Here is a 17895-nt window from a genome sequence, read left to right on the forward strand (position 1 = left end):
AATTAAAGCCCTAGGTTTAAGCCAAACGTGAAGCTGCGCGGCACCGGCAATGAGCGGCCATCTACACCGTGAGCGATGTTGTTTTGCAGGTTGGAGTTAACCTCGGGGTCCAGACCCTTATAGCCAGTGAAATTGTAAACGTTCTGCACCAATACATATACCCGCAGGTTGGTCAGGCGCAACGAATTGAGCACCCCTTGCTGGAAGTTATACCCCAGGCTGAGCTGACGCACTCGCAGAAAATCACCTTTTTCCAGCCAGCGGGTCGAAGCCTGCCCCGATATCACATCACGCAAGACAAGCTTTTGAATATCAGTTTCCTGGCCTGGCGTAGTCCAGCGGCCTTTGATGTCCTCAATGTTGTTTTGCAGGCTGGTACTGAGCATGGCAGCGCGGTAGCCGTCGTAAATCGTATTGCCACCGCTATACTGCAGGAAGATGCCTAGCTCAAGCCCTTTGAAGGAGAAGGTGTTGTCGAAGCCACCATAGAACACCGGGTAACCGGTTTTGTCCGTGTACTTGTAGTCGGCCGTCGTGATAGCCGTCGTTACGTCACCATTAGCGTTCAGCCAGCGGCCTGGGTTAGAGGTACCATTGCTGCTGTAAGCGGCATCAAATTGCTTGATGTTGTCATTGGCGTCGAGGAACATCGCGTTACCGTTAGCCGGGTTCACCCCAGCCCAGCGCGGCAGGAAGTACACCCCTAGCTGGTTGTTAATCTGCGCCCGCTGGCTACCTGCGATGATGTCGTTTGGCGTAGCCAGCGACGTGATGCGGTTGCGAGTAATCGTACCGTTGAAGTTAGTGCTCCACACGAAACCGCTTTGCGTGCGTACGTTCGTCGTGTTGATGGCTAACTCTACCCCGCGGTTAAACATCGAACCGATGTTGCGGGTAATGGACGCCCCCGGAATGCCCGTCGTGCGTAGCACCGGCGCAGCCAGGGCCAGCCCATCAATATTGGTGTTGTAGTAGTCGAAGGTAACATTCAGGCGGTTGTTTAGGAAGGCAGCGTCCAACCCGATGTCCAACTTTTTCGACGTTTCCCACTGCAGCGAGGGGTTACCCACCTGCGTGGGGGTAAAACCGTTAAGGTCAGCATACTGACCGCCGCCAATAAGCGTACGGGCAGCATAAGAGCCCAAGCCGTTGGAGTTACCTACCAGGCCATAGCTGCCACGCAACTTCAGGTCATTGAGGAACGTGACGTTTTTCAGGAAGCTCTCCTGCGAAATACGCCAGCCCACTGAGCCGCTTGGGAAATATCCCCGCTGGTTATCAGCGCCATATACCGACGAAGCATCACTCCGAACAACGAACGAAGCGTAGTATCTGTCGGCGAAGTTGTAGTTGGCGCGGGCAAAGTACGACTGGAAGCCGACGTTAAACTCCTGGCCACCGCCCGTTTGGGTACCCGAGTACAGGCCGTCCAGGATAGACTGGAAGCGCGGGTCAGCGAAGTCATTGGCTACGCTGTAGATACGCTTCGTGCGGGTTTCCTGATACTCTGCCCCAGCCGTAAGCGACACGTTATGCTTCCCGGCAAAAGTCCGGTCATAGTTAACGTAGTTCTGCCAGTTGAACTGCGTGCGCGTGGTATTATAATCCTGCACTAGGCCTTGGCCAAGCTGACGACCGAGGCCGCCCAGGATGGGGCTGTTGTACTGGTCTTCAAAGTTGGTATTGTAGTCGATGCCGTATTTAGTAGTCAGGCTCAACCCTTGCACCGGAATGATAGTCAGATAAGCGTTGCCCAGGGTACGCTCCGAGGTATTATCGTTTCGGTTTTCGCGCAGCGTGCCCACAATGTGATAGTAAGCATTCGGAGCGTAGGTGCCTGGAACGGAATTGTTACCGTTGCCCAGGTTGCCCAGGTTGTTCAGGTAATAGGTACCGTCCGGATTAAACTCGGGCACGTTCGGGGGAGCCGTGTAGCCTGATATCGTGGCACCGGCCAGCGCACCTTCGCCGTTGATACCTTGATTATAGGTCTTGGCGTAGCTGAGGGTAGTACCAGCTTTCAGCCATTTCTTGGGCGTCAGGTCCACGCTTAGGCGGGCCGAACCGCGGCGCAGGCGGTTTTGGATGATAATACCCTGCTGGTCGTTCCAGTCGGCCGAGCCATAGTAGGTGGCAAATTCATTACCCCCCGACAGAGCCGCCTGGTAGTTCTGCTGCCGGCCGGTGCGGAAAAGTTCTTTTATCCAGTCCGTGCGGTCCGGAATTCCATCGCCGTTGACGTCAATATTAGCCGCAACACCACCTGCCGGGATAGTTGGGTTGCCGATGTTACCGGGAGCCCCTACACTACCAGCGCGGGCGTTGGCAGCTTTCTCATTGCTGATGGCGATGAAGTCATCCCCGTTCAGCACGTGGGGTGTGCGCACGGCCTGCTGCAGACCATAGTAGCTATTGACCGTTACCCGATTCTGGCCCGACTTACCACGCTTGGTCGTAATAACCAGTACGCCGTTGGCAGCCCGCGAACCGTAGATGGCGCTAGCCGAGGCATCTTTCAACACTTCAACCGACGCGATATCGTTGGGGTTGATGTCAGCCAGCGGGTTGTAGCGCGAGCCGAGCACGTTGCCCTGGTCGGTGGTATTCAATGGCACGCCGTCCAGGACAACCAGTGGCTGCGAACTATTGGAGAGCGAGTTGGCACCCCGGATGCGGATAGCCGATACGTCGCCCAGCGCCCCGCCGGTCGTGTTCACGTTTACGCCGGCCATGCGACCTTGCAGGGCTTGGTCCACGCTTACTACGGGCTGGAGCAGCAGCTTTTCGGCTTTCACCGTCGCAATCGAACCAGTAATGTCCTTTACATCCTGCGAACCGCCGTAGCCGGTTACGACTACCTCGCTCAACTGCTTGTTATCGGTAGCCAGGGAAACATCTACGGTAGTCCGCTTACCCAGGGCAATTTCCTGGGGCAGCATTCCTATCGAGCTAAACACCAGCGTGCCGCCGGTTTCGGGCACATCCAGGGAATAGCGCCCGTCAGCATTTGTGGATATACCCGTAGTGGTGCCTTTTAGCAGCACAGTCACGCCAGGGAGTCCCTCACCTGACTTTTGGTCTATTACTCGTCCTGCTACTGTCCGCGTTTGAGCCAGTGCAACTTGAAACAAAGTAAGCATGAGCACGATGCCCATCAGTAAACTTTTTTTCATGCAGTGTGGTGTTATGAAAAAGTGAGAAATAGTGAACAAAAAATGAAGTGACGAAATTAGTGTTGAAAAGATGAACTTTTCACATAAAATGCCTAAATACTGATAATTTTTGCTAAAAAAACCCAAAAAAAATCCTCCGGCCAATTTGGCCGGAGGATTCAAGATAATACTAAATAATTTCTATTTACCTAGTAGTCCGGGTTCTGCTGCTGGGCTAGGTGTATAGTCCCAGAGAATGATGGAACGGTTTTATATCGTACCTTTCAGGCAGATTTATGGGAAAAATACTACACGGCAGCGCCACGACCACGCCGGCAACCCGGCGCTATATCTAGCAAAGTACGGAAAGCCTACAAAAAATAGCCAAGCACCTAGGCATCAACGTGAAAACGGTGACTAAGTGGCGCGCGCGCACCAGCACCGAGGGGCCGTGCGCGGCCCCAAGGCCGCCTCCACCGTGCTTACCCCCGCCGAAGAAGCAGCCATCGTGCTCTTTCGCCAGCAGACCTTGTTGCCGCTCGATGATTGCCTCTATAGTCTCCAAGAGGCCATTCCCCACTTGCGCCGCTCCTCCCTGCACCGCTGCCTGGAGCGCCACGGCATTAGCCGCTTGCCCGAGGCGGAGGGAACCGGGACTGAAAAGGCGAAGTTCAAAGCATATCCCATTGGCTATCTGCACGTGGATTTTGCCGAAGTACGCACCGAAGAAGGTAAGCAGTACCGCCCAAATGCTTGTGACGCATTTTTGTGGCCATTGACCGCACCAGCAAGCTGGCCTTTGCCCACCTCTACGACCAGGCCACGGCCGTGGCCTTTCTGGAATGGGTGCTGCCCCAGTTTCCCTATAAAATTCATAAACTGCTGACGGACAATGGCAGCCAGTTTCGGTTCTTGCCGCATCAGACCAAGGCGGGCCGCCACCCGGTCGGCCAGCTCTGCGACCAGTGGGGCATTGAGCAGCGCTTTACCAAGCCCCTGCATCCCTGGACGAACGGGCAGGTAGAACGGATGAACCGCACGCTCAAGGAAGCGACGATTAAGCGGTTTCACTACGAAACGACGCAGGAGCTTAACGCACACTTGCAGACCTTTTTAATGGCCTATGTCTACACCAAACGGTTCAAACGCTTGCGGGGCCTGACCCCAAATGAATTTGTGTGCGCGGAATGGCGGAAAAATCCTGGTACCTTCATGTGTGACCCTACCCACCATACTCCGGGACCATACAGCTAGCGTAGGGTTGGTTTGTGTTTTATTGCTGGTAATAGGCTACAAAAACAGCGGGTTAGGGAGGGCAGAGTTGTGACCTCCCCCTGCCCCACACCTGCTCGCTTACTGTAACTATCCTATTTAATTAGCCATACTCAGAAAAATGTTCCTTTTTGAGTGGGGCGCAGAATCGGCAATAGAATCATGAAAAAGGAAAGGGAATTCAATTCTATGTTTGTACAAATCCAATAAATATTATGCTTTTTATGATACATAATTAACCGAATTGAATGTCACAAATTTAAGAGAAGTTTCCTTTTTACAATTACACCATTCGATTAATTTTGTTAAAGCCGTTTTATAACTATAGCACGTTGTACGCAGCCACTTTTTCTTTCCTCCTTTTTCACACTATCATGACCCCCTTCTTACAATCACGGTTGGCCTCCGGTACTCAATGGCCTAGTAAAAGCGCATTGGCGCTACTTTTGACAATCGGTGTGCTGGGCTGCACCAAAAAAGATGACCCTCTTGCCCTGCAGGCTCCAGTTCCTGCTACCAGTCGCTCGGCTGACGCTATTGCTACCTATACTTTCCCGTGGTCTACTAATGACCTAGTTCCAAGCTCTCCAAACTTTGCCTCGCTACTATTACCTTGGGCTACAGGGGGCACAGCTAAATTCAGCGAGGACATCAGCCGTGATTTTCAAACTGACGCTGGATGGGAGATGCTCTACAATACATTCGAGCCAACGAAAGACCCACAGTCTGGTACAGGGTACTTTATTCTCTACAATAAGTATCGCGGAGTTATGCGCCTGTATTATCACGTATCAGATAGGCAAAGCTATGTGGCGAGCAATGACCTATTTCACACCATCCACTTGCATGGTTCGTATGCAAGCAGTTCACCTTTCCTCAATTTTTCTGGTCCTCAGATTATTGATATCAATCAGAAATTGCAGAATTCATACATAGTAGTCGAGAAAGGTCGGGCCATTGCGAGCAATACGTGGTATGCTTGCGAAGTAGAATTAGCTTATGACCCGAATATGGCGGCACAAAATTTTAATAGCGTCTGGTTTGACTGGGAATTGAATGGGATTCAAGTCTCGCAGCTTAAGGCCAAGGGAACTGTGATGGGCAACATCACGGGTAATATCTCAATGCCTTCCTCCAGCTTTAGCTATACGGGCGGCGCGGTTACTACTTCCAATATTGAGACACTACTCAATATCGATGGGAAAACTGATGTAAATGGCCCAAGCGGCGGTGGTGGCGGCTTGTTTTCAACACTAACCAAGGCGGCAGGAGATGGGTTGACGAGCGCAATCACAAGCGGCGTTTCTGGCTTAGCTACTAACCTGTTTAGCTCCATATTTGGCGGCGATAGCAACCAGCCTAATACAAATCTCAAGCTACAGGCCGACATTAGCATGACTGGGACGTTGCTCTCAACCGGCGCTGTAACAGACCTTCAATTAGTTCCGTCTGGAATTGACCAGTCGCAGACAAAAGGCTATGTACCAGCCTACACTAAGGCCCTTGGTGTATTCTATATAAGCTCAGGCCTACGCTTTACTCGGGAACACCACATCGTCCAGCACGCCAACCAGCCCTCCACAGATACGTATTTTGTTCAGCCGGATTACAATCCCAATATTGGCCGCCTTGTTATCAATCCCGAGGTGACAAACTTGGCTACTGTAGACAATTATTCGGAGGAACTTGTGAGTATTGAGAACGGTGGAGCAAACGCGGATATTTCAGGCCACTTAGAGGTTATTGGAGATAGGCCGACTGTTGACGCTAGCGGCAATGACGTTGGCGCGACGCCTATTACCTATCGAATCGGCACGTTTTTGCAATCTGACAACATCTACCCGGGCATCGTTGGCATCCGCATTGGTTTTGACGTAACGCCCAAAGATGGTAAGAGCCCAAAGGTGCGTATTACCAAGACTTTTACGGCAACGCTCGTGGATAGCGGCGAAACGATTGTGACTGACCCCCCAGGACAAGACCCCTACTAATAAGGAAATTAGTCCGCCGAGATTTTACAGTCTGTGCAAAATTTCCCTATACGAAAACAGCCCGGAGCCCTGCGTTTCCGGGCTGTTTTTATATACCGTTAGCAGTCCGAACACTTCTGCGACGGTTACGTGCATAGACTACCTAAATACTGATAATTTTTGCTAAAAAAACCCAAGAAAAATCCTCCGGCCAATTTGGCCGGAGGATTTAAAATAATACTAAATAATTCCTATTTTTCCTAGTAGCCGGGGTTTTGCTGGGCGGCTAGGGTAGGATTAATCTGCGTCTCAAGGGCAGGAATCGGCCATAAGAAAAACTGAGTGTTATACGGAATAGCTCCTACTATTGGTGGCGGGGTTGTTAGCAACGACTGGTTGCCGCAACCATAGCGGGTCAACGCAATTTGGCTAGCCCCCAGATTACCATAGAACTTGGCGGGGATACCGCCTCCTTGGATGGGAGCATAATCAGCATCAACTGCCAAACGGGAAAGGTCACCCCAGCGCTTGCCTTCGCCGACAAATTCGATTCGCCGCTCATTCAGAATAGCTTGCACCAACGCTTTACCAGTTAGCGCACCCGCCGAGTAGCGGTCAGCAGCTGCTACCGAACGGTTGCGAATAGCATTTAACAGGCTTAACGCCAGCGCATCGTTTGTCCCCGTGCGGGCAACTGCTTCTGCCTGATTCAATATCACCTCCGCGTAGCGGATGATAGAGTTAAAGTCAGTTTGGTTGGCAGCATCGGTGTACTTGGTAATAACATAAGTACGACCCGAAGTCTGCATGGAAGCGCGACGCAAGTCGTTGCAGGTAAAGAAGGGCGCGTTATATAGGATGGGGCTAACACCCAGAAGTGCTCGGCCACCGATAGCCGTAGCTCCGAATACCTTCGGCAACGAGCCATTTTGTCCGGGGTTGTCGGTTGAGTTGTTTTCAACTGAGAAAATATTTTCAGCCGTTGTCGCGGCACCACCCGGAAAAGCTGCCTTTTGCGTTGGCATCAGCGAGTAGGCACCAATAGGGCTGGTGAACGTAGCCGTGCCCTGTATCAGCTTGTTACCCTCAGTAATAGCAGCCGCCCAGTTAGCCTGATGCAAGCGAACACGCTGCTTTAGCGCAATAGCAGCTCCCTTCGTAGCTCGCGTTACCGACGCAAACTGCGACAGCGTGGCGTCACGGGTGGCAGGCAGGTTAGCTTCCGCGAAGTCTAAGTCGGCTAGTATTTTAGTATAGTCGTCAGCAACTTTGCCACGGTCCTGCACTTTGGCCTGGGCAATACCTTGTGTGGTATTAACAGGAAAATCACGGTACGGCACCCCTAAGTTCGACCCATTGCCATCAGCATATGGCTTGGAGAAGTTTATTACCAGCTCGTGATGAGCGAACGCCCGCAAAAAGCGCAACTCGCCTTCGTAAATATTAGCGGCGGCGGTAGTAATAACCCCGGCCTTAGCAGCACTCTGCACGCCCACGATGGTAACGTTGGCCTGGTTGATAAGGGCGTATGAGTTGGACCACATGTTCACAGCGTTTGGAGTCGCGGTGGTAATCAAGTTCTGATATACAAGACCAAAGAAGCCCAGCATATCGGTCACATCTTCCCCGCGGGCATCTCCGAGGGCCGCGGAAGCGGCCCCAAAGGGATAGCCGCGCACGGCCAACGCACTACCGTTCAAGGGGTCGTAGAAGCCCGATTGAGCCGCGTTATACACCCCTGTTACCGCCAAGGAAATGCGAGCGGGGTTGGTATAAATCGCTGCCTCTGGCAATTCATCCTTTGGCTGAAGGTCAGTCACCTGGCAGGCAGGCAGCCCTAAGGCAGCCACCAGCGTGAGCGCTAAAACCCGCTGGCGGTGGATGGCAAAAGTATGAAGTAAATTTTTCATAAAAATAGTAAAATCAAAGGTTAGAAAGCTACGTTAACGCCACCCGTGAACACTCGCTGCTGCGGGTTGCTATTGTAATCCACCCCGGTTTGCGTGTTAGAGGTAACGTTCGTATTTACCTCCGGGTCTGCGCCCGAATACTTCGTAAGGGTAGCAATATTCTGGGCCTGCACATATACCCGCACCCGGCTCAGCCGCAGCGCTTCTACATAGCGGCTCGGCAGCGTGTAGCCCAACGAAATATTTTGCAGGCGCACGAAGCTACCGTTCTCCACGAAGCGCGAAGAGGCTGCGTTATCTTGGTTAACGAACGAGCTGGTACCGGCCGCAATGCGGGGCACGTTCGTTTGGTCACCGGGGTTTTGCCAGCGGTTTAAAATCTCAGTTCCGTTGTTGAGGAAGTCCGAGCGTAGTAACTGCTGACGAGTGTAGTTCATAATTTGGTTACCAAAATTGTAACGCAGGAACACATCCAGGTCAAAACCCTTATAGGTAAAGGAGTTGTCAAAGCCACCATAGAACTTGGGATTAGTCTGCCCTAGAATAATTTTGTCGGCAGTCGTTAGGTTGCTTGCATTGCCAGCCACGTTTGTCGCTGGGTTAACAAAGACTGCCCCAGGGTTGGTCGGGTCATATGTATAATAGCGGCCCGCAAAAGCGCCCGAAGCAGTCGTGCTGGCTTGCACCAATGAGCCATCTGCCCGCTTATAAATGGGGCTGCCATTAGCCGAGTTTACGCCCTGATAGTCGTAGCCATAAAGCGCGCTCACGGTTTGTCCTACCCGCACGATGTTGAACGTGTTGATAATATCCTCACCGTTGGAGAGGGCGGTAACGCGGTTCTTATTAGTCGAAAAGTTAAAGCCAGTAGACCAGGTAAAACTTTCGTTACGAATGTTCTGCGTATTCAGTGTAAACTCCAAACCTTGGTTATACATGGAACCTACGTTGGCTGAGTAGCTGTTGTTCGGTACGCCAAGCGAAAGTGGTGTCCGTACGTTCAGGATAAGACCGTCCACGTCGTTACGATAATAATCTGCAATCACGTTGATACGACCATCAAAAAAGCCTAGGTCAATACCGTAGTCTTGTTTCTTCGAAGTTTCCCACTTCAGTTGGTCGTTGCCAAACTGCCCGTAACCTATGCCAGCCTGTGAGGCATATTGAGCCGGAGTATATACCCCTACGTAAGGAAAGTAACCAATATCAACGTTACCAACCTGCGCGTAAGACCCGCGTAGCTTGATAGTGTTTAAAACTTTAGCCAAGCTCGTATTTTTGTAGAAGTCTTCTTCCGACAAGCGCCAGCCTAGTGACCCACCAGGGAACAGACCCCGGCGATTAGCTATTGGCAATGAAGACAACGCATCTGAACGTAATGTAAAGCTCAGCAGATAACGGTCCTTAAACGAGTAGTTCAAACGCCCAAAGTAAGATTGCAGACCGTTTTCAGCGTAGTCGCCGAAAATGCTGGGCGTAGTGAGAGTACTAGTAATAATGCCGTTTTGGCCTAACACCCGGTCTGAAATACCAGTACCTTGCGCCTGATAATAGGAGGTAGTCGTTTTCTGATACTCTACCCCGACTACTGCGTTAATCTTATGGTCTTCGGCGATGACGTTATTATAGGTAGCCGTATTAGCGAAGTTCCAACGAATGTTCGGGCTGAACGACTGGAAGACATAGCCGTTAGGGCGACCGTCGCCAAAGCGGGGGTCGAGGTAGTTGAAGTCGTCTTGAAGCTGGGTATCCGTGCTGAGTTGTGAGCGCAGCCGAAGGTTTTTCAGCGGCTCCGCTTCCAAATAGCCATTGCCTAGAATCCGGTAGCTAGTGGCACGGTAAATATTATTTTCAAGTGGGAAGATGATGTTGGGGTAGGCGAAGGAGATGCCCTGCGAGTTATTCCCATGACCCAAGCCAAAATCCGTAGGGTCGGAGTAGGGGGTGCCATCCGGGTTGCGGGCTGGCACGTTAGGTAGCAGCAACAAGGCGTTAGCTACGTTACCCGACAAGCTATTAATGCCCGTGTTCAGGCCCAGCGTTTGGGTACGGGTCAGGCCCAAGTTCATACCCACGCGCAGCCAGGATTTCACCTCGCTATCGATGTTAGCCCGGAAGCTGAAGCGCTGGAGCGAGTTAGACTTAATAACCCCTTTCTGGTCAGTATAGCCTGCCGAGAAATAGTAGTTTGTTTTATCGGTAGCTCCCGATACTGATAGTATGTGATTTTGTTGAAAACCAGTGCGGAAGATTTCGTTTTGCCAATCAGTACTTATCGGATTACCGTTAGAATCATTGAAAGGTTGAGCAATAGTGCCCGTGCCGCCCGCATTACGGTCTTTTTCGTTAGAAATAGTAACGAAGTCTGCTCCATCAAGCACTTTATAGCGCTTCAACGTTTGGGCTACCCCCATGTACGTATCGTAGGTAACAGTAGCCTTTCCTTTGCGGCCGTGCTTTGTAGTAATGAGAATTACGCCGTTAGCAGCCCGCGAACCATAGATAGCGGTTGCAGAGCCGTCTTTCAGTACTTCATATGATTCGATATCGTTAGGGTTGATATCAGCTAAGGGGTTAGAACCATTAGCGAAAGCGCTGGTATTACCCGTGAAAATAGGTTGGCCATCTACTACTACTAGTGGGTAAGTACCCGAGCTGATAGAGTTAGTACCTCGAATCTGGATGCGGGGCTGCTGGCCTAGCAGGCCGGTAGGGGTCTGTACGTTTACACCCGCTGCGCGGCCGCCTAGTTGCTGGGCAAAGCTAGGCGTAGCCAGGTTCGCCACTGCCTCACCCTGCACGGTAGCAATAGAACCCGTCAGGTCGCGGCGCTCCTGCGTACCGTAGCCGGTCACGACTACTTCGCTCAGAACCTTAGTATCGGCAGCTAGGCCGACGTTGAGTTGCGAGTCGGCACCCAGCGCGCGCTGCTGCGTCACGTAGTTTACCGAACTAAAGACCAACGCGCCGCCCGTAGCGGGTACGTTCAGGCTGAATGCGCCATCAGCATTGGTCGATACGCCATTGGATGTACCTTTTAACAAGACGGTTACGCCGGGTAGGCCCTCGCCCGTCTTCTGGTCCGTTACCCGTCCCGATACTGTCCGCGTCTGGGCCAGCACCACTTGGAATAGGGTCAGCATGAGCACAAGGCTCATGAGTATGGTTCTTTTCATTGAGAAAAAGGAAGGTGGAAAAAGATAAATTACTGCCAAATGCAATTGGCACATACTAATTGGTGCCGCAATATAACTGGTACTGGCTAGACAAGGAGTAGTTCTGCTGAACTCACAGGCTGTGCATAGTCCATTCCTAAGGCTGTAAAACTGATAACAATTTGATTAATAACCCTAAAATAATGCACCTGCACGTCCTTAACAATTAACTTTTATGTCTTGTAAATTTTTGATAATTATTCACAAATTCTTCATAAATAGACGAAATAGTATTCTGACCGCCCAAGCCTCTTTTGATAATATACATTATAAAAACAAATTTTTATAAACACTTTATTTTTATAATACCTAATAATTATTTCGTTTTCTACCCCAGTGTTTAGTTTTTGAGATTATTAAACACTTTTAATATTATTTTTTAAAATATATTCCTCAACTTTATCGCCCTCAATAGCACTCGTAGCAGTTGCAGAATTAGCATTGGGGTTAATCGAACTCCACTACTTTTCCACCCTACCTTAGCATTCGTGTCCGTTTGCACCCAACTACGCTAGGTTAGGCGAGATAAGCTGTCGCGGCCGCATTGTAGTCAACAGCCGGGGTAGTAGTACTAAGCCCCAGTAGATGATAGAAGCAGTTAAGGCCTTAACCAAGCCGGCCACTAGTGCGAGAACTCGGGTTACCATAATCTGCTCAAACATTAATTTGCCGAATTAAAAAGTTCACCATTTATACATTTTTCAAGATTTAATAATAATGTGATAACTTGGCAGCGGATTTATCGCATTTCTTTTGTGTGAAGCTCCTTTTCTTCCATTAACCCCATTTTTAGTATGAAGCATTTTTCCCTATTGTTAGTATTCCTACTCAGTTGCTTGTGGTACCAAGCAGCCGCACAAGACCGAACTATTTCCGGCCGCGTGACGGACCGTTCTACGGGGCAAGGTTTGCCAGGTGTAACAGTTCTTGCCAAGGGTACCACCGTTGGAACCTCTACGAATGCTGATGGAGCATTCACCTTAGGTGTTCCGGCATCTGCTACCCGCCTTTCTTTTAGCTTCATCGGCTATGTAAGTCAAGAGCGGGCTATCGACAATGCCGCAACCATCAACGTTGAGCTGGCTACCGATGTAAAACAGCTGGACGAAGTAGTTGTCAATGGCTTGGCTTCGACTGTCAAGCGCTCTAACTTGGCTAATGCGGTGTCCACTGTTTCAGCTCAGGAGTTGTATGGTAGCACCCGCCCGGTAACAGTGGATGCTGCCTTGAACGGCAAAGTGGTTGGTGCTAATATTAGTGCTACCAGCGGTGCTCCGGGTGGGGGCATCTCAGTGCAACTACGTGGTATTTCCAGCATTACTGGTGCCTCACAGCCCCTATATATTATAGATGGAGTATATGCTATTAGCCAGGAAATTGGCAATGGTGCCGGCGCTGCCTCGTTTACGGGCGCTTCCTCAGGAACAGGCCGTACCACACAAGACAACGGCACTAACCGTCTATCTGACTTAAACCCAGCTGATATTGAGTCAGTTGAGATTCTAAAGGGGCCGAGCGCCGCCGCTATTTACGGTACGCGGGCAAACGCAGGGGTTGTTATTATCAAAACCAAGCGTGGTTTGGCCGGACAGACCCGCGTCAACTTCAGTCAGGACTTAGGTTTTCAGAAGATTCGCCATTACATCGGCCACTCCGATTTTGACCTAGCTAAGCTACATTCAGTATACGGCACCGGCCTGGATGCGCTATTCAATGCCGCCGGCGGCAAAACGTACGATTATGAGAAGGAAGTGTACGGCAATACCGGCTCCCTGCGCAATACTAACCTTAGTCTGTCGGGCGGCACAGACCGTACTAAGTTTTACGTAGCTGGTTCGACTTCCCGCGAAAATGGCATCGTCCAAAATACGTATTATCAGCGTAACTCTATCCGGGCTAACGTTGACCAGAAGATTGGTTCACGTATCGATGTCTCCCTCAATTCGGGATTTTCTAATTCGACCAACAACCGCAGTTTCTTTGGCAACGACAACAACGGGGTATCTGTGGGCTACAACCTGCTGTCTATCCCGAGTTTTGTTGACCTCCACCCTGACCCTGTTACGGGCATTTACCCCAACTCACCAGTAACAGGCGACAACCCGCTAGCCATCGTGGCCCGCGGAGTAAACACGGAAACCACAAACCGTGTAACGGAAGCTAGCACCGGTGTGCTGCGTATCATCGACAAGGAGAACTCCTCGCTGCGCCTCACGGCCCAGGGTGGTATTGACTTTGCGGGCTCGAATGCGCTGCTGGCGCTACCGGCCGACCTGCAATCGCAGCAAAGCTCACCCCTGCCAGGGGTAGTGCGGGTAGCTAAAAACTACTTCTTCAACTATAATTTACAGAGCTTCCTGATTTACGATTGGAAACTGGGTCCATTAGCCCTCAACTCGCAGGTAGGTGCCGTGCGCCTGGGCCTGAACACGCAGTTGCAGTATAGCCAAGGCCAGAACCTGGCTCCGGGGCCGCTGCAACCCGACCGTGGTACAGTTGTGACCCAGCAGACCAGCATTGATGATGAGACTGACGTAGGCTACATAGCCCAGCAGGAAGTCAACTACCAAGACCGAATAATCGCGACGGGTGGTGTTCGCTTTGACAAATCTAGCCGCAATGGCGACTCTAAAAAGCTGTATGCCTTCCCTAAAGCTTCATTAGCCGTCAACTTAGCTAAGTTTGATTTCTTCTCTATCAACAACGTAAACCTCGTAAAGCTGCGTGCTGCTTATGGGGAAACTGGCGGCCCCGCTTTCTTTGGTGGGATATATTCGCCGCTTAGTGCTATCAGCACGGGGGGCCGGGTAGGCCAGTTGCCTTCAACCGTAGTAGGTTACCGGCCCGTAACGGGGGCTGACCCAGCAACGCTCGCACCAGAGCACGCTACCGAATTTGAAACGGGTGTTGACCTCGGCTTTTTTAACAGCCGCATCACGTTGGAAGCTACCTTCTATAATAAAAGCGTTCGTAACCTCATCAATACCTACCAAACCGCTCCCGGCACCGGCGTGCAGTCCATCCGCGCCTACCCAGTTGGTGACCTACGCAACCGTGGGGTAGAATTATCGCTTGGTTTGGTACCGGTGCAATCACCCAACTTCAAATGGACATCTACTACGCTGTTTTGGTTTAACCGTTCACTCGTGACGCGGTTGGCCCCTGGGGTACCAGCCTTCGATGAGGCTCCTGGCTTTGGTGCTAGCTATGGCACCACGTTCTTTGCGCTGGGTGAATCGCCGACCCGCTGGTATGGCACACCTAAGCTAGCAACTGGTGGCAACCCGAACACAGGTAACTATACTCGCTACGGCGATGCCCAGCCCACCTTCCAGATGTCGTACCTAAACAGCTTCACTATCTTCAAAAACTTCGACCTCTCGTTTTTGCTGCATTGGAAAAAGGACAGTTACACCAGCAACCTGACGGTGACTAACCAGGACGGTTTTGGTACAAGTCCTGATTATAGCAACACCTATACTAAGCCCGATGGCACGACCACGCAGCTGGGCGTAGCTCGCCAAAGCTTTGATGCCAGCTACTATATCCAAAACAGTGGCTACGTACGCCTGCGGGAAGTATCGCTCTACTATACTATTCCGACCGGCGTGCGCTCCACGTTGTTCAAAGACTACGTGAAGAGCATCCGCATCGGGGCTTCGGGCAATAACCTGCTTACCTGGACGAATTACAAGGGCTACGACCCAGAAGTATCCAACTTCGGCTCAACCAACACTCAGGCGCAGGTCGATGTAGTAAGCTACCCCTCGACCCGGCGGGTATTCTTCCACCTCTCCGCCACATTTTAATTCGGCCTTCTTCTCTTAACCACCATGCAATTATTAACTAAATCTAAATCTCGTCCTTGGATGATGGTTGGGATGATGGCAGCACTGCTAAGCGCACCTAGCTGTAATCCAACTACTATCGACCCCGTCTCTGACCCCAATAACCCTAGCATTGATAGCGTACTCAGCAACGCGTCACAAATTCAAATCAGCGCGCTGGGTACTGGGGTAGAAGCCTCTTTTCGCCTTGGACATACCAACAATGCTCCCTATTACCAAATCACGGGTACGCTGGGCCGTGAAATCATTATTCTGGCTAGCAACGAGCCCCGTTGGTACACCGAAATTCTGGGAACCCGTGGACCGCTGAATAACAACTCATTCTACTCAGTAGGTTCATATAACGCCTTCGCCCGGACTATTCGCGCGGCCAACGTATTTCGCCAGTCGGCATTAGCTACCAACTCGATTACTGCTAGTCAGCAACAAGCAGTACTAGGCTTTTCGGACACCTACGAGGCGCTGGCAAAACTGCATTTGCTCAACCTGATGGGCGAAAACGGCATCCGCATCGACGTAGCTGACTTTCTGAATCCCGGCAAGTTCACGGCTGGTTCGGCCCCAGCGCTAGTCAACATTCGGCAATTGCTTGACCAAGGAGCTACTGAGCTAGCTAAGGCTTCTACCTTCCCGTTTGTGCTGTCTACGGGCTACGCAGGCTTTGATACCCCTGCTACCTTTCTGTTATTCAACCGGGCATTGGCAGCCAGAGTAGCCCTGTACCAGAAAGATTATCCGGGGGCCCTAATCGCTCTGAAGGCATCATTCTACAGCCCTACCACTAGCTTGGCGATTGGCCCAAAATTGACCTTTAATCCTAGCATCGCCAACGACCAAGGCAATGCTTACTATCAGGCAGTGGGTGCCATGCCGTCTACTCTGACGATAGTGCCTGACAATTTCGTTGCGGAGGCTGAAAAAGGTGATTTACGTCTAAGCAAAGTCGCTAACGTACCGGGTATTCGGTCAAACGGCGGCATCACTGGTAACTGGGTGCCCACCATCTACACCAACCAACTCCAGCCTCTTGATATCATCCGTAACGAAGAGCTGGTGCTTATCTCGGCTGAGGTGAAAGCTAACACTGGTGACATTACTGGGGCAGTGGCTGATATTAACGTCATTCGGAGTAAGTCAGGGGGTTTAGCTGCCTACAGCGGCGCGATGGATGTGGCTAGCCTGACCAACGAAATTTTACGGCAACGGCGGTACTCTCTCTTCTACGAAGGTCAGTTCTGGGTAGACTTGCGGCGTCTGGGCAAACTTAATCCTACCCCTACCCCGCAAATTACATTGCCCTATAGCACTGCTCCTTTCCAGCTTTTTGACCGGTTAGCTATTCCACAAGCCGAAATTGCCTGGGACCAAGCTCACCCATAACCTACTACTTACGAAGCAATCGAGAAGGCCACCTGGTACGTCCAGGTGGCCTTTTTAATTAACGCCGAATAATACTACTCAGTTCTGCATCAAAAACCCTTTGATATACTCATCCAGGTCGCCATCGAGCACGTTTTGCACGTCGGTGCGCTCGATGCCGGTGCGCAGGTCTTTAATGAGCTTGTAGGGATGTAGCACGTAGTTGCGAATCTGCGAGCCGAAGTCGATGCGCTTTTTGGTGGCTTCTACCTTGTCGCGCTCCAGGTTGCGCTTGTCCATTTCCTGCTGATAGAGGCGCGACTTGAGCATGCGCAGAGCGTGCTCCTTGTTCATGAGCTGCGAGCGCTCAATCTGCACGGCGATGATGATGCCGCTGGGCGCGTGAGTGAGGCGCACGGCGGTTTCGACCTTGTTCACGTTCTGGCCGCCCGCGCCGCCCGCCCGGAAGGTATCCCAGGAAATATCGGCCGGGTTGATGTCGATGACAATAGTATCATCCACAACGGGGTAGGCGAAGACGGAAGCAAACGAGGTGTGCCGCCGGCCGCTGCTGTCGAAGGGCGACATGCGCACCAATCGGTGCACGCCGATTTCGCTCTTAAGGTAGCCGTAGGCAAAGGGCCCGTCAATCTCCAGCGAGGCCGACTTGATGCCCGCGCCTTCGCCGGGCTGGTAGCTCAACTGCTTCACGGTGAAGCCTTTGCTTTCGCCCCACATGATGTACATGCGCATGAGCATCTCGGCCCAGTCCTGGCTTTCGGTGCCGCCGGCACCAGGGTTGATGTCGATGATGGCGGGTAGCTGGTCCTCCTCATCAGAGAGCATGCGCTTGAATTCCAGGGCTTCGACCTTGTTCTGGGTAGCGTCGTACTCAGCCTGCACTTCGGCTTCGGTGGCGTCGCCTTCCTTGTAGAAATCGTAGAGCACGTCGGTATCGGCCACGGCTTGCTGCACGGCCTCGTAATCGTCGGTCCAGGTCTTGATACTCTTGATTTCCCGGAGCTTAGCCTCGGCTGCTTTGGAATCGTCCCAGAAATCGGGGGCCAGCGTTTCGGCCTCGGCCGTGGTTACTTGTTCTTTGCGGGCATCGTAGTCAAAGATACCTCCTCAGAGCCTCGGCGCGGCCCCTCAAGTCCTTTATATGGTCT

The 17895-nt window shown here is 51.6% G+C and carries 7 protein-coding genes and 1 pseudogene; 4 read left to right on the forward strand and 4 right to left on the reverse strand.

Annotated elements, in window-relative coordinates; translation table 11 throughout:
• Positions 1–2: 2 nt before the first annotated feature.
• Positions 3–3050, reverse strand: coding sequence for a hypothetical protein (locus tag A0257_09845; protein AMR27367.1), 3048 nt, complete (start codon positions 3048–3050; stop codon positions 3–5).
• Between the two features lie 398 nt (positions 3051–3448).
• Here A0257_09845 and A0257_09850 point away from each other — a divergent pair.
• Positions 3449–4406: pseudogene (locus tag A0257_09850) on the forward strand (hypothetical protein).
• A gap of 704 nt (positions 4407–5110) precedes the next feature.
• Entirely contained in the window at positions 5111–6415 is a 1305-nt protein-coding gene (locus tag A0257_09855; protein ID AMR27368.1) for a hypothetical protein, read from the forward strand.
• A gap of 239 nt (positions 6416–6654) precedes the next feature.
• On the opposite strand, the gene A0257_09860 is transcribed toward A0257_09855, so the two are convergent.
• Positions 6655–8304: a hypothetical protein gene (locus A0257_09860; protein AMR27369.1), complete on the reverse strand. Its 1650-nt coding sequence runs from the start codon at positions 8302–8304 to the stop codon at positions 6655–6657.
• A 20-nt stretch (positions 8305–8324) separates the two neighbouring features.
• Positions 8325–11462, reverse strand: coding sequence for a hypothetical protein (locus A0257_09865; GenBank protein AMR27370.1), 3138 nt, complete (start codon positions 11460–11462; stop codon positions 8325–8327).
• Positions 11463–13099: 1637 nt separating this feature from the next.
• On the opposite strand from A0257_09865, the gene A0257_09870 reads away from it, so the two are divergent.
• Together A0257_09870 and A0257_09875 are read left to right on the forward strand one after the other, a co-directional pair.
• A complete protein-coding gene (locus A0257_09870) occupies positions 13100–15328 on the forward strand; it encodes a hypothetical protein (GenBank protein ID AMR27371.1) in 2229 nt (742 codons plus the stop codon).
• A 60-nt stretch (positions 15329–15388) separates the two neighbouring features.
• Positions 15389–16747, forward strand: coding sequence for a hypothetical protein (locus A0257_09875; GenBank protein AMR27372.1), 1359 nt, complete (start codon positions 15389–15391; stop codon positions 16745–16747).
• A 78-nt stretch (positions 16748–16825) separates the two neighbouring features.
• Here the strand turns inward: A0257_09875 and A0257_09880 are convergent, their stop codons facing one another.
• On the reverse strand, positions 16826–17794 hold the full coding sequence (locus A0257_09880) for a peptide chain release factor 2 (GenBank protein ID AMR27373.1): 969 nt from the start codon (positions 17792–17794) through the stop codon (positions 16826–16828).
• Between the last annotated feature and the right edge of the window lie 101 nt (positions 17795–17895).

The sequence above is a fragment of the Hymenobacter psoromatis genome (genome assembly GCA_001596155.1).
Lineage (GTDB): Bacteria > Bacteroidota > Bacteroidia > Cytophagales > Hymenobacteraceae > Hymenobacter.

Bases quoted from the DNA above. Each gene is read 5' to 3' on its own strand.
- A0257_09855 (AMR27368.1), top strand. From the start codon at position 5,111: ATGCTCTACAATACATTCGAGCCAACGAAAGACCCACAGTCTGGTACA.
- A0257_09860 (AMR27369.1), bottom strand. From the start codon at position 8,304: ATGAAAAATTTACTTCATACTTTTGCCATCCACCGCCAGCGGGTTTTA.
- A0257_09865 (AMR27370.1), bottom strand. From the start codon at position 11,462: ATGAGCCTTGTGCTCATGCTGACCCTATTCCAAGTGGTGCTGGCCCAG.
- A0257_09875 (AMR27372.1), top strand. From the start codon at position 15,389: ATGATGGTTGGGATGATGGCAGCACTGCTAAGCGCACCTAGCTGTAAT.